The organism is Mycobacterium lehmannii, from assembly GCF_001499925.1.
Lineage (GTDB): Bacteria > Actinomycetota > Actinomycetes > Mycobacteriales > Mycobacteriaceae > Mycobacterium > Mycobacterium lehmannii.
The window spans coordinates 25,073-38,195 of sequence record NZ_LQIR01000004.1; the positions used below are offsets into that span (position 1 = coordinate 25,073).

Genomic DNA, 13,123 nt, shown 5'->3' on the forward strand with positions numbered 1-13,123 from the left:
TAGGACGGCGTCAGTATGCGCCCGGATGCGCCGGGCTACAAGGTCGCCGGACGCAGCACGACGACCGACTTCGTACGATCCGACCGGTCTTCCAGTAGCGCGATGACCTGGCCGTCCTGAGCCGTCGCGGCGTAAATCCCGTCGATGCCCGCCGGTTTGAGCGGTCGGCCGTGCCGCACGTCCTCGGCCTCGTCTGACGTCAGGTCCCGCCGCGGGAACGCCAGAAGACATGCGGTGTCGAGGCTGTACGACAGCCGTGGGGTTTCGGCGAGTTCGTCGAGCGTTCGCGCCTCGCTCAACCCGAAACCGCCGACTCTGGTGCGGCGCAACGCGGTGAGATGTCCACCGACTCCCAGCGCCGCCCCGACGTCGCGGGCCAGTGCGCGGATGTAGGTGCCGCTGGAGCACTCCACCTCGACGTCGACGTCGACGACGGCGGGTTCGCGCCGGACGTCCAGCACCGCGAACCGCTCGATACGCACGCTGCGGGCCGCCAACTCGACGGCCTGCCCTTCGCGCGCGAGTTTGTAGGCGCGCTGTCCGCCGACTTTGATCGCGCTCACCGCCGACGGGACCTGGTCGATCTCGCCGCGAAGGTCGGCGACCGCGCGCTCGATGCACTCGTCGGTGACGGCGTCGGCCGAAACCTGCTGCAGCATCTCGCCTTCGGCGTCGTCGGTCGAGGTGGTTTGCCCGAGTCGGATGGTCGCGGAGTACGCCTTGTCCGTCACCGTCAGCAGTCCGAGGATCTTGGTGGCGCGCTCGATTCCGACGACGAGAACGCCGGTGGCCATCGGGTCAAGGGTCCCGGCGTGGCCGACCTTGCGGGTGCCGAAGAAGCGACGGCAGCGGCCGACGACATCATGGCTCGTCATGCCCACGGGTTTGTCGACGATGACCAGACCCGCCTGTGTCATAGCACGATCGCGGTCAGCGCCAGACCGTCGCGGACCGACCACCGGCCGGCCAGGGATTCCAGCGGGGTGCCGTGCATCGCCGCCGGGTCGATCAGGATTCGCGAGACGAAACTGCCGGAGGTGCCGCTGTCGTCGACGTCGAAGACGATGTGCGCGTCCTCGAAGCCCAGCCACCGGCGGGTCACCGGGAACCACGCCTTGTAGGTTGCCTCTTTGGCGCAGAACAGGATTCGGTCCCAGTGCAGTTCGCCCGGCAGCTGTTTCAGTTCGGTTCGCTCGTCGGGCAGGCTGATCGCGTCGAGCACACCGTCGGGCAGCACACCGTGCGGTTCTGCGTCGATGCCCACCGACCGCACCTCGGCCTGCCGACCGACCACCGCCCCGCGATAGCCCTCACAGTGCGTCAGCGAGCCGACGATGCCGTCGGGCCAACGCGGTTCGCCCTTCTCCCCCTTCAGGATCGGCACCGGTCCGATACCGATCTCGGAGAGTGCCTGCCGCGCGCAAAACCGCACCGTGACAAACTCGTTGCGCCGCTTGGCCACCGACCGCGCGACCAGAGGTTCCTCCTCGGGCAGCGGCGCCAGGTCCGGCGGGTCGCGGTAGATCTCTGCGGCTGCCAGTCCCGTCCTCGTCGCCGGCAGCACATCGGACAGCAGCGAAGCGGCGACCGTCATCGCGAGACCTGCCTGTCGCGGATCCGTTGCTGCACCTTCTGCGCGTTCTCCCGCATCTCCTGGGTGATCTGGAAGTGGCCGCCGAACTCGTTGAGGTACCCGGGCGGATACTGCGGGTCGGGCAGGATCTGGCGCATCCAGCGATATGGCTTGCGGCGGCGCCACTCTCGCGGATATCCGACGGACACCTCCTCGAACCGCACACCGTCGTACCACGTCGTGCGCGGAATGTGCAGGTGGCCGTAGACCGAGCACACCGCGTTGTAGCGGGTGTGCCAGTCGGCGGTGGCGGTGGTGCCGCACCACAGCGAGAACTCGGGGTAGAACATCGCGTCGCAGGGTTCGCGAACCATCGGGAAGTGGTTGACCAACACCGTCGGCGTCATCCAGTCGAGGTCCTCGAGTCGTTTGCGGGTGTAGGACACCCGGTCGCGGCACCACGCGTCGCGGGTGGCGTAGGGCTCGGCGGACAGCAGGAACTCGTCGGTGCCGACGACGTTGCGCTCGCGCGCAATGGCCAGCCCCTCAGCCTTGGTGGCGGCGCCTTCGGGCAGGAAGGTGTAGTCGTACAGCAGGAACATCGGCACGATCGTGGCCGGACCGCCCTCCTCGGTCCACACCGGGAACGGATGCTCGGGGGTGATGATGCCCATCTCGTCGCACATGTTGACCAGGTAGTCGTAGCGGGCCTTGCCGAAGATCTGCATTGGGTCGCGGTTGGTGGTCCACAGCTCGTGGTTGCCCGGAATCCAGATCACCTTGGCGAACCGTTTGCGCAACAGGTCCAGGGCCCAGCGAATCTCGTCGGTGCGTTCGGCGACGTCGCCGGCGACGATGAGCCAGTCGTCGGGCGAGGCCGGATGCAGCGACTCGGTCACGGGTTTGTTGCCTGTGTGACCCGTGTGCAAGTCGCTGATCGCCCAGAGGGTGGGTCGTCGGCCGTCGCGTGTCACAACTGACCAGGGTACTTAACCGGATGTGCACGGCTCGTCCGGCAACTAGAACAGGTTCTTGTTTCCTCTTCGGGTGCTGGCAGCGGCCCGCTACACTCCCCGCAGGGTCGGACCGACGAACAAAGGGGTGACATGCTCGCCAAGCTGCGCTTGGTCTCGGCACTGTGCGCACTGATCGCTGCGGTGATGGTGGTGTGGCAGGCCAACCCGGCGGGCGCCCCGCGGGTGGACGCCGTCGACATTCCGATGACGAATGTCACGACGTCGATCAAATGGCCCGTCATCGAGACCACCGACCCGTCGCCGTTCAACCCGTGCAAGCAGATTCCGCTCGAGGCGGTGCAGGCGATCGGTCTGGCGTTCACGCCGCCGACGCCGGAGGATCAGCTGCGATGCCGATACGACGCGGGCAACTATCAAATGGCCGTGGAGGCCATCGTTTGGCGCACCTACGAGCAGACCCTGCCCGCCGATGCGGTCCAGCTCGACATCGACGGGCACCGCGCGGCGCAGTACTGGGTCATGAAGCCGACGGACTGGAACAACCGCTGGTGGATCACCTGCATGATCGCCTTCGACACCAGCTACGGCGTGCTGCAGCAGTCGCTGTTCTACTCGCCGATCTACTCCGAGCCCGACCCCGATTGCATGCAGACCAACCTGCAGCGCGCGCACGAGCTGATTCCGCACTACGTGTTCTGAGTCTTCTAATCGGCCCGCGCGTTCAGCTGTCGTGCTCGATGCGGTCCATCGGGGTGGACCGCTCCAACATTCCGATCGTCTCCTCGCCGTCCCAGCGATAGCGCACACCGGCCTGCTGCAGGGCCGGGAACGTCCAGTTGGCCATCTTGTCCAGTTGTTCGGCGGGAAGCTCGGCGGGATCGGTGATGTCGTGGGTGGACAGCACCGTCTCCCCCTCGATGTGCACGGTTCCGCGGGCCGTTTCGAGCACCAGCGACACGTCCTCCCCGCGCGGCCGCAGTCGGCGCAGCCACGGCGCCTCCACGACGCGGGCGGGGATCAGACCCGCCGGATCTCCGAGGTACAGGTAACCCTCGTTGTAGTTCGGCTGCCCGTCGGGCCGCGGCGGGTACGCGATGTAGCCGAACGCTAGTCCGCTCCCGAACAGCGCGGACTGCCAGCAGTGCCCCCAGAACCCCTCCAGTCGGCGCACACCTTGGCGACGGATGCGCAGCCCGCTTCCCGACAACGGGTGCCGGTGTCCCGCCACCTCCACGATCCCGTCGGCGCGGAACAACTGTTCGTAACGGGCGCCGCCCATCAACTCACCGACCACCGTCGTCTTCAGTTGGTCGGCGGCATCATCGCGCATCGCCCCCTGAATCCACGGTGGCACCGCCATTCTCGCCTCGACCTCGAATCGCACGTCGACCAGCGGGCCGCTCTTGTCGCCGGCGGCGAGCGCCTCCGAGGACGTCTGGACGGCCTGACCGTCGAACGTCACCGTCCACGTGTCGAACGGCGCCACGCACTCGAACGTCAGCGGCCCCGCGCCGAGCACTGTCGGCTCGCCGTTGCGGCCCTCGACCGGCGCGCTCTGCCCGTCGGCGCGCAAGCGGTAGACGCGTCCGTCGGCGAACGCCAGGTTGACCTGCAGTCCGTGAGCGTCCCAGTTGGACGCGACCGCCTCGATGCCGATCCTGGGCAGGCCTACCTCGCCGCGCTCGTCGAACACCCAGAAGCTCACCGAATCCCGCATCTCGGGGTCCTGCGGCCGCTCGGCGAACATGTACTCGCGGGCCGGGTCGATGCCGCCCGTCACGTCGACGGTCATGGGGTGCTTTCCTCCTGCCGGTCGTAACGCCGAGAGCCGCCGGCGTAGGCGTCTACGTAGGCCGCGAACAGCGGCCGAATCACGTTGTCGTCCAAGCCGAATGCCGCCGGGTCGGCTTTGGGGTGCGGTTCGCGCTTCTCGGCGTTCTCGGTCCACCACGCCCGCATACCGGCCTCGAACCGTTCGGTCACCGTCTCGCCGAGCCAGCTGTACAACCGCTTGACTTCGCCGATCGGATCGTTCTGCATGACCCGAAAGTCGATGTCGTAGAACCGCTCTGCGGCCTTATCGCGGAACGCCATCGCCCGCGTGATCCCCGTCGACCACTGGGTGACGTTCAGTTCACCGAGATAGCGCCGGTCGAGGTGATCGGTGAAGCCGCCGACGATGTCGGCGTAGACGTCGACGACCGACAGCAGCACGTCGGTCGGATCGCGGTGCGTCATGACGAAGCGGGCATCACCGAACACGCGGTCGAGGTAGTCCAGCGAAAGCACATGTGCCGGCGACTTGAGCCGCCATGGGCGCGTCGGTTCCCCCCACTGCAGCAATCTGAGGACCCGTCGTTCATAGCGGTACGTCGACGTGAAATCGGCTCGGTCGCAGAGCCATTGCGAGTAGGTCGGAATCTGTGCGTAGGCCTGGAAGATCTGGGACTTGAAGTCGAGCGCCATCAGGTCCAGGCATTCCATCGGTCCGCGGATGTCGGTGGGCACGTGGTGGCGGGTGCCCACGAGGACGGGCCGCTGATCCGGCGGGATGCGCGGGTCGTCGCCGCGCACGGTCGACGGTGGCGGGCACGGCTGCGCGGACTCCCAGCTGCGCAGGTAACGGACATCGGGATCTTGCGCGAGCAGGAACGACAGCGCGGTCGACCCCGTCCGCGGCAGGCCCAACCCGAACAGCGGCGCGGCGATCTGCTCGTCGTCGATGTCGGGGTGGCGGCGGTACCAATCCTCTACCTGGAGCCGCTGCGACAGGTGCAGCCCGATGCGGTTGTAGACGAAGTCCTCGCCGCGCGCGTTGAGCCGGGCTTCGTCGCTCAGCGCACGGACGAGGATCTCGAGTCCCTCGCGGAACGAGTCCTCGCCGAAGTCCTCGAGTCCGGTGCGCTCGACGGCCGCGGCCATCAGATCCTCGACGGATGCCACACTGCACCTCCCACCGAATTAGTGACAGTACACTGCCACTACTATGGTCGGCTCGTCAACGCGCTCGTACGACAACAGCGTCCGCAGGCGCAAGGCAGCACACACCCGCGAGCGCATCGTCGCCGCGGGCAGTGCGCTGGTGCATGAGTTCGAGACGTGGGACTGGCGCGAGCTGACGTTCAAGGCCGTCGCCGCGCGGGCCGGGGTCGGCGAGCGGACGGTGTACCGGCATTTCCCGACCGAACGCCATCTGCACGACGCGGTGATGCAACGGCTCGAGACCGAAGCCGGGGTGTCCTATGAGGACGTCACGCTGGCGAACCTGAGTGAGGTGACGGGGCGGGTTTTCGCGTCGCTGCAACGCTTCTCGGTCAAGCACAGCACACCGTCGCCGGTCGATCCCGCGTTCGTCAGCTCCGACGTCCGTCGCCGCGATGCGCTGTTGCGAGCGGTGAACGAGGCCTCACCGCAGCTCCCCGACGAACAGCGGCGCGCGATCGCGGGCCTGCTCGACGTGCTGTGGAGCCCGGCGACCTACGAGCGCCTGGTCGCGGTGTGGGGCCTGGACGGCGACGCGGCCACCGGTGCGATCGACTGGTTGATGGCCCAGGTGACACAGGCGATCGAACGCGGGGGCATCGAGTCTGCGTAGCCTCGTGACGTGACCGCATCCTCCGTCGCCGCACCGCCGGCATCCCGTTCGAAGGTCAAGCAGCTCACCGGACGCACCGTGTCACGCCTGCTGCGGCTGCCGCCGCACACCACCGACTTCACGGTCCACAAGGTCCGCGTACCGATGCGCGACGGTGTCGAGCTGCGCGCCGACCACTATGCGCCCAGCACGCTGGACCCCGCCGGCACGCTGCTGGTCCGCTGCCCCTATGGCCGCGACTTCCCCTTCGCCGCCATCTACGGACGCGTCTACGCCGCACGCGGCTATCACGTCGTCCTGCAGAGCGTGCGCGGAACCTACGGCTCCGGCGGCGACTTCGACCCGATGGTCAACGAGATCGCCGACGGCGCCGACACCGTCGAGTGGCTGCGCAACCAGGAGTGGTTCACCGGCTCGTTCGCCACGATCGGGCTGTCGTATCTCGGTTTCACCCAGTGGGCGCTGCTCACCGACCCGCCACCGGAGATGAAGGCCGCGGTGATCACCGTCGGTCCGCACGACGTCAGCGGGCCGCGGTGGGGTCCCGGTTCGTTCGCGCTGAGCGACTTCCTCGGCTGGAGCCACCTGGTGGCCTATCAGGAGGATCCGAACCGGGCGCGGGCGCTGGTGCGACAGCTGCGGTCGCGGCGCCGGCTGGCCCGTGCGACGAGCCGGCTGCCCGCCGGCGAGGCGGGCCGCGCGCTGCTGGGCGAGGGTGCGCCGTGGTGGGAGTCCTGGCTCGATCATCCCGATGCCGACGATCCCTTCTGGACCGCGCTGAACCTGCGTCGGGCCCTGGACACCGCCGACGTGCCGGTGCTGCTGATCAGCGGCTGGCAGGACCTGTTCCTGGAGCAGACGATGGCCCAGTATCGGCGGCTGCGTGAGCGCGGAGTCGAGGTCGGACTGACCGTCGGCCCGTGGATCCACACCCAGTTGATGACCAAGGCCGCGCCCACCGCCATCCGCGAGACGCTCGACTGGTTGGGCGCCCACCTCACCGGCGCGGAGAGCAAGCGGCGCCAGCCGGTGCGGATCTTCGTCAACGGCAGCGGCTGGATCGACCTGCCCGACTGGCCGCCGGCGATGCCCGAAGTGGTGCGCTACCTACAGCCGGGTGGTCGCCTCGGCGATGCCGTCCCGCCGGAGACGGCGGCTGCGTCGACGTTCAGCTACAACCCGGCGAATCCGACGCCGACGGTGGGCGGCCGGCTGCTGTCGCCGGAGGGCGGATATCGCAAGGACACCCGCCTGGCGCAGCGTGCCGACGTGTTGAGCTTCACCGGCGACCGCCTGCCCGCCGACAAGTACGTGGTGGGGGTACCGGTCGTGGAGCTCTCGCATTCGTGCGACAACCCGTACAACGATTTGTTCGTGCGCCTGAGCGAGGTCGACGCCAAGGGACGCTCACACAACGTGAGCGACGGCTATGTCAGCGCCGCACCGGATTCCGGACCGGTGCGCATCGAACTCGACCCGATCGCGCATCGCTTCCGTGCGGGTTCACGGATCCGGGTGCTCGTGGCGGGCGGGTCGCACCCCCGGTTCGCCCGCAACCTCGGTACCGGCGAACCGCTCGGGACGGGTAAGAACCTCGCGCCGGCCACCCACACCGTGCATCTCGGCGACGGCGCGTCGCGGCTGGTGCTGCCCGCCGCGCCGCAGCCGCCCGCCGGCTGAGGCGCGGGTCAGCCCACCGAACGGCGCACCCGCTCGGCGATCTCGTGCAGCGCGGCGCCGTCGTGCACGGGGGCCGCCCACTCGGGGTTGATCGGCAGCTGCACCCAGCTGGTGCAGCCGCCGTACTCGGGTGTGCGTTCGAGTCGCCGCGGGGCCAAGAGCGGGCCGGCTTGGACGACGAGCGCGGTGAGCCGATGTTTGGGCCGAAAATCGAGCCGGTCGGCGCGCACCGATGCGTCGGTCCAAATATGCAGGGGCGCAATCTCTTCGAGGGCTGCGGGGCGGTTCACCTCGACTGCGGCGACGACGCGGGCGCCGGCGCGCACCACCACCGCGTCCTCTGTGCTGTCGGCGGTCGCCACATCGAGCAGATCGCGGTGCTCGGGGCGCACCCGCTCGGCGTGGCTGTGCGCGACCGTCGGAAACAGCAGAAAGCGCGACGCGGCGACCGCGAACCGCTTCTCGTGGATACCGCCCTTGCGCAACAGAACGGTCTGCCTGCCGTCCAGCAGCGCGTGGATCGCAGCACTCCACTCCTTGAGCGCCGGCTGCGTCAGCGTCGTCGTCATCGTGCTACGTCGCGGCCGCAGCTTTGCTGTTCATGCGGGCCCGCACCTCGGGCCGGCGCAACGGCGGCACCGTCTTCGGCGGCTGGCGCCGAGCCGGCAGAGACTCCAGCAGCCGGTGGGTGGTGGCGGTGACCTCCGCGACGGCGGCCTCGAAGGCTTCGGCGTTGGCCGTGGTCGGCCGGGTGATTCCGCTGACCTTGCGAATGTACTGGCGCGCGGCCGCCTCGATCTCCTCGTCGGTGGCCGCCGGTTCGAGTCCGCGTAGCTCGGTGATGTTTCGGCACATGGCTCCACGATAGGTTCGTCGGGTGACTGACGACATCCTGCTCATCGACACCAGCGACCGGGTGCGCACCTTGACCCTCAACCGGCCGCAGGCGCGCAACGCGCTGTCGTCCGAGCTGCGCAGGCGGTTTTACCGTGCCCTCGGTGAGGCTCAGGCCGACGACGACGTCGACGTCGTGATCGTCACCGGCGCCGATCCGGTGTTCTGCGCGGGTCTGGACCTCAAGGAGCTTGGCGACACCACCGAGCTGCCCGACATCTCGCCGAAGTGGCCGCCGATGACCAAGCCGGTGATCGGCGCGATCAACGGTGCGGCCGTCACCGGTGGCCTCGAAATCGCCCTGTACTGCGACGTTCTGATCGCCTCCGAACAGGCGCGCTTCGCCGATACGCATGCCCGGGTCGGGCTGTTGCCGACGTGGGGGCTGTCGGTGCGGTTGCCGCAGAAGGTCGGCGTCGGCATGGCCCGCCGGATGAGCCTGACCGGCGACTACCTGTCGGCCGAGGAGGCGTTGCGGACCGGGTTGGTCACTCAGGTGGTGCCCCACACCGAGCTCATGTCGACCGCCCGGCAGGTCGCGGCATCGATCGTGGGCAACAACCAGCAGGCCGTGCGCGCGTTGCTGGCGTCGTATCACCGCATCGACGAGGCGCAGACCAACGAGGGACTGTGGATCGAGGCGGCGTCGGCGCGCGAGTGGATGCGCACGACCAGCGGTGACGACATCGCCGCCAACCGCGACGCCGTCCTGCAGCGGGGCCGCTCGCAGGTCCGCTGATTCCCCGCGCGCGCGCCTGCCCCACACGCCACCTTGTGCGAGCGACCGCGTCTGATCACGACACGCCGCGGATTTACAGCAGTTTGCGGTCGCTCGTACGCTGCGAGCGTGAACGAAGCGCATGAGTACTGCGGCAGCGAGGAATGGCGACAGCTGATCCGCGAGGTGATTCTGCCGTGGGCATTGGGTGAGGTCGACCTCGGCGACGACGTGCTCGAGGTCGGTCCCGGCTACGGTGCCACCACCGACGTGCTGAGCGAATCGGTGGGCCGGCTGACCTCGGTGGAGATCGACGACGAACTCGCGGCGATGTTGACGACGCGCTTCGCCGATGTGCCGACCGTCGAGATCGTGCGCGGCGACGCGACCGCGCTGCCCTACGCCGACGACCGCTTCTCCGGCGCGGCGTGTTTCACGATGCTGCATCACGTCCCCACTGCCGAACTTCAGGATCGGCTCTTCGCCGAGGTCGCCCGGGTGCTGCGGCCCGGGGCCGCGCTGGTGGCCAGCGACAGCCTCGGCAGCGACGAGTTGGCCGTCGCGCACGAAGGCGACACCTACAACCCCGTCGACCCTGTGACATTGCCGGACCGGTTGGCGGCGGCGGGATTCGGCGATGTGCGGATCAAGACGACAGAGTTCGGTTGGGCGGCTGTGGCCCGGCGCTGAACCGCGGCGAGCGACCGCAAACTGTCCATATCAACGCGGCGTGTCGTGTTCAGACGCGGTCGCTCGCGGCACAAAGGAGACAAGACGCGGGCACCGCACCAACAGATCAACCCGTGCCGGGGATCAGCCAGCGGCCGGAGAACGCGCGCCAGCCGACGAACACCAACCGCAGCACCATGAACGTCGACAGCCCCGCCCAGATACCCAGCAGCCCCCAACCGAACGCCAACGACAGCCAGATCAACGGCAGGAAGCCCGCCAGCGCGCTGGCCAGCGTCGCGTTGCGCATGAACTTCGCGTCGCCGGCGCCCAACAGCACCCCGTCGAGCGCGAAAACGATTCCGGCGACCGGCAATTGGGCCACCATGAACCACCACGGCACCCCGATCGCGTCGAGCACCGAGCGGTCGTCGGTGAACACGTTGGGAAACACCGACGCACCGGCCGCGAACACCACCGCAAGCACCGCCGAGGCCAACGCCGAGAATATCGTCACCCGCCACGCCACCGATTTGGCGTGCGTCAGCTGACCCGCGCCCAGCGCCGCACCGACCAGCGACTGCGCGGCGATCGCCAGCGAATCCAACACCAGCGCAAGGAAATTCCACAGCTGCAGCACGACCTGGTGCGCGGCGACGGCGGCCGCGCCGAACCGGGCCGCGACAGCTCCCGCCGACACGAAACACGCTTGGAACGCCAGCGTGCGCAACACCAGGTCGCGGCCCATCACCACCTGCGCGCGCAACACTCCGGGGTGCACCCGCAGCGGCACCCGTTCGATCAGCAGTGCACGACAGAACAATGCGGCGGCCACCCACTGCCCCACCGCGTTCGCGACGGCCGAGCCGGGCAACCCGAGCCGGGGCATACCGAGCAAGCCGTAGACCAGCAGCGGGCACAGCACCGCTGAGACCCCGAACCCGAACACCACGAACTTGAGCGGCCGCACGATGTCCTGCACCCCGCGCATCCACCCGTTGCCCGCCGCCGACACCAGGATCGCGGGTACGCCGATGATCGCTATGCGCACCCACGACAGCGCTTCGTCGGCGATCTCTCCCCCGTCGGACGACCCCGCCAGCGCCGACACCAGCGGAACCGCGAACACCTGCACCGCGACAACGATGACCGCACCCAATCCAAGCGCCAGCCAGGTGGCCTGCACGCCTTCCCCGACGGCCGCCGCCCGATTGCCTGCGCCGTAGAAGCGGGCCGACCGGGCGGTGGTCCCGTACGCCAGAAACGTCATCTGCGAGCTCAGCGTGGTCAGTATCAGCCCGCCGATCGCCAGACCCGCCAGTGCCAGTGCGCCCAACCGGCCCACGACCGCGAGATCGAACAGCAGGTAGATGGGTTCGGCCGCCAGCACTCCGAGTGCCGGAAATGCCAGCCCGGCGATCCGGCGGCCCATCACCGGAGCGTTCGGCGGCTCCAGTTCGGGCTCAGCCAAGGGCCGCGTACAACGCCTTCACCACGTCCTCGGCGGACCCGGTGGCCGAATATCCCGCGGCCAGGCGGTGACCGCCGCCGCCGAACCCACTCGCGACCGGCGACAGGTCGTAGGACTTGGCCCGCATCGACACCGACCAGTGGCCCGGCTCGATCTCCTTGAACACCGCGGCCACCTCGGCCTCGTCGGTGGTGCGCACGATGTCGACGATGCTCTCGACTTCCTCGGGTCGGGCGTCGACCCACTCGTCGTGTGACACCACCGCGTACACCAGGCCCCGGCCACCGGCGGCATCTTTCAGCAACTGCGCCGAGGACAGCACCCGAGACAACATCGGCAGCCAGGCGTAGGGATGGGTGTCGAGCAGGGTCCGGCTGATGCCGGCGTTGTCGACGCCGAGATCGACGAGGCGCGCAGCCAGCCGGTGCGCGCGCGGGCTGGCCCACCGGAACGAACCGGTGTCGGTGGTCAGGCCCGCGTACAGGCAGTGTGCGACGCCGATGTCGATCGGCTTGTCCCACGCGTCGAGCAGGTCGGCCACCAGCATCGTGGTGGAGTCCGCCGAGGCGTCGACGTAGTTGGCGGTGCCGAACAGCTGGTTGGAGGCGTGGTGGTCGATGACCAGGACCTCGCGACCGTCGTCGACGATCCCGCGCAGCGCACCGAGGCGGTTGATGCTGGGGATGTCGACGGTGACGATCAGGTCGGGGTCGCGGCGCATCTCGTCGGGGCCGACGAGCAGATGCCCGCCGGGCAGCGACTGCAGCGATTCGGGCAGCTTCTCCGGCGCCGCGAAACTCACCTCGACGCTCTTGCCGACCTGGTCGAGCACCAGCGCCAGCGCCAGACCGGCGCCGATAGTGTCGGCGTCGGGATAGACGTGGCAGACCACTCCGACCGAGGCGGCCGCTGACAACAGTTCGGCTGCGCCGTGGGCGTCAACCCGATCGCCCACTTCCAGGGCGTCAGTCGTCTTGTCGATCGCGGTCACCGCTGTCCTCGGAGTCGTCGGGCCCCCCGGCTACTGCCTCGCCCTCCACCTCACTGACACGGTACGGGTCCGCATCCCCGGCGTGCTTGGCACCTTGCCGAACTCTCGCCAAATCCTCATCTGCGGCGCGAGCGCGGGCCAGCAGTTCCTCCATCTTGACCGCGGCGTCGGGAACGGTGTCGCGCTCGAACGCGAGCGTGGGCGTGAAACGCACACCGAGGCTCGCACCCACCTTGGACCGCAGCACACCTTTGGCCTTCTCGAGCGCCGCGGCTGCCCCGCCGTAATCCGGCTCCTCGGACAGCGACGCGCCGAGCACCGTGTAGTACAGCGTCGCGTCGTGCAGATCGTTGGTGACCTTGGCGTCGGTGATCGTCACACCCGACAGCCGCGGATCCTTGATCTCGTACTCGATCGCCGAGGCGACGATGGTGGAAATGCGTTTGGCCAGTCGCTTCGCCCGTGCGGGGTCAGCCATGCTCAGTCCCTCTGTTTCTCACCGAGAGTGGGGATTGTGACCGGTTTCTTCCGTTTTCCCGCCACATTTCCCACTCT

The 13,123-nt window shown here is 68.5% G+C and carries 15 protein-coding genes; 5 read left to right on the plus strand and 10 right to left on the minus strand.

The features are described 5' to 3' along the window. Positions 1-35: 35 nt before the first annotated feature. The 3 genes from truB to AU192_RS04115 are packed head-to-tail and all read right to left on the minus strand — an operon-like array spanning position 36 to position 2,547. Positions 36-917 carry a tRNA pseudouridine(55) synthase TruB gene (gene truB, locus AU192_RS04105; RefSeq protein ID WP_064394500.1) on the minus strand — a complete coding sequence of 294 codons (882 nt, stop codon included), beginning with the start codon at positions 915-917 and terminating at the stop codon, positions 36-38. After that, complete coding sequence (gene pptT, locus AU192_RS04110; protein WP_064394501.1) at positions 914-1,594, minus strand: 4'-phosphopantetheinyl transferase PptT; 681 nt, start codon at positions 1,592-1,594, stop codon at positions 914-916. The genes truB and pptT overlap by 4 nt, the downstream gene beginning before the upstream one ends. Continuing rightward, positions 1,591-2,547, minus strand: a complete 957-nt coding sequence (locus AU192_RS04115; RefSeq protein ID WP_064394502.1) for a metallophosphoesterase family protein — start codon at positions 2,545-2,547, stop codon at positions 1,591-1,593. The genes pptT and AU192_RS04115 overlap by 4 nt, the downstream gene beginning before the upstream one ends. Before the next feature lie 132 nt (positions 2,548-2,679). Here AU192_RS04115 and AU192_RS04120 point away from each other — a divergent pair, with 132 nt between their 5' ends. Then, positions 2,680-3,249, plus strand: coding sequence for a DUF3558 domain-containing protein (locus AU192_RS04120; RefSeq protein WP_064394504.1), 570 nt, complete (start codon positions 2,680-2,682; stop codon positions 3,247-3,249). A 22-nt stretch (positions 3,250-3,271) separates the two neighbouring features. On the opposite strand, the gene AU192_RS04125 is transcribed toward AU192_RS04120, so the two are convergent. Together AU192_RS04125 and AU192_RS04130 are read right to left on the minus strand one after the other, a co-directional pair. Further along, positions 3,272-4,342, minus strand: coding sequence for a hypothetical protein (locus AU192_RS04125; RefSeq protein WP_064394506.1), 1,071 nt, complete (start codon positions 4,340-4,342; stop codon positions 3,272-3,274). Continuing rightward, positions 4,339-5,493, minus strand: coding sequence for a sulfotransferase family protein (locus AU192_RS04130; protein ID WP_064394507.1), 1,155 nt, complete (start codon positions 5,491-5,493; stop codon positions 4,339-4,341). Before AU192_RS04130 ends, AU192_RS04125 begins: the two co-directional genes overlap by 4 nt. Positions 5,494-5,536: 43 nt before the next feature. On the opposite strand from AU192_RS04130, the gene AU192_RS04135 reads away from it, so the two are divergent. Both AU192_RS04135 and AU192_RS04140 read left to right on the plus strand, forming a co-directional pair. After that, entirely contained in the window at positions 5,537-6,145 is a 609-nt protein-coding gene (locus AU192_RS04135; RefSeq protein ID WP_064394509.1) for a TetR/AcrR family transcriptional regulator, read from the plus strand. 9 nt (positions 6,146-6,154) lie between these two features. Then, complete coding sequence (locus AU192_RS04140) at positions 6,155-7,825, plus strand: CocE/NonD family hydrolase (protein WP_064394511.1); 1,671 nt, start codon at positions 6,155-6,157, stop codon at positions 7,823-7,825. Between the two features lie 8 nt (positions 7,826-7,833). Here AU192_RS04140 and AU192_RS04145 read toward each other — a convergent pair whose 3' ends face one another. Both AU192_RS04145 and AU192_RS04150 read right to left on the minus strand, forming a co-directional pair. Beyond that, positions 7,834-8,394, minus strand: a complete 561-nt coding sequence (locus AU192_RS04145) for a DUF1802 family protein (RefSeq protein ID WP_064394513.1) — start codon at positions 8,392-8,394, stop codon at positions 7,834-7,836. 4 nt (positions 8,395-8,398) lie between these two features. After that, a complete protein-coding gene (locus tag AU192_RS04150; protein WP_064394515.1) occupies positions 8,399-8,680 on the minus strand; it encodes a DUF2277 domain-containing protein in 282 nt (93 codons plus the stop codon). Positions 8,681-8,702: 22 nt separating this feature from the next. Here AU192_RS04150 and AU192_RS04155 point away from each other — a divergent pair, with 22 nt between their 5' ends. After that, positions 8,703-9,458, plus strand: coding sequence for an enoyl-CoA hydratase (locus AU192_RS04155; protein ID WP_064394517.1), 756 nt, complete (start codon positions 8,703-8,705; stop codon positions 9,456-9,458). A gap of 108 nt (positions 9,459-9,566) precedes the next feature. Then, on the plus strand, positions 9,567-10,127 hold the full coding sequence (locus AU192_RS04160; RefSeq protein ID WP_064394519.1) for a class I SAM-dependent methyltransferase: 561 nt from the start codon (positions 9,567-9,569) through the stop codon (positions 10,125-10,127). Between the two features lie 106 nt (positions 10,128-10,233). On the opposite strand, the gene AU192_RS04165 is transcribed toward AU192_RS04160, so the two are convergent. Genes AU192_RS04165 through rbfA form a run of 3 tightly spaced genes read right to left on the minus strand, consistent with a single transcriptional unit; the run spans position 10,234 to position 13,046 of the window. Then, the gene (locus AU192_RS04165) at positions 10,234-11,538 is read right to left on the minus strand and encodes an MATE family efflux transporter (RefSeq protein ID WP_082694900.1); all 1,305 of its coding nucleotides are present in this window, start codon (positions 11,536-11,538) and stop codon (positions 10,234-10,236) included. A 31-nt stretch (positions 11,539-11,569) separates the two neighbouring features. After that, positions 11,570-12,568, minus strand: a complete 999-nt coding sequence (locus tag AU192_RS04170; protein ID WP_064394522.1) for a DHH family phosphoesterase — start codon at positions 12,566-12,568, stop codon at positions 11,570-11,572. After that, positions 12,543-13,046: a 30S ribosome-binding factor RbfA gene (gene rbfA, locus AU192_RS04175; RefSeq protein WP_064349765.1), complete on the minus strand. Its 504-nt coding sequence runs from the start codon at positions 13,044-13,046 to the stop codon at positions 12,543-12,545. The genes AU192_RS04170 and rbfA overlap by 26 nt, the downstream gene beginning before the upstream one ends. Between the last annotated feature and the right edge of the window lie 77 nt (positions 13,047-13,123).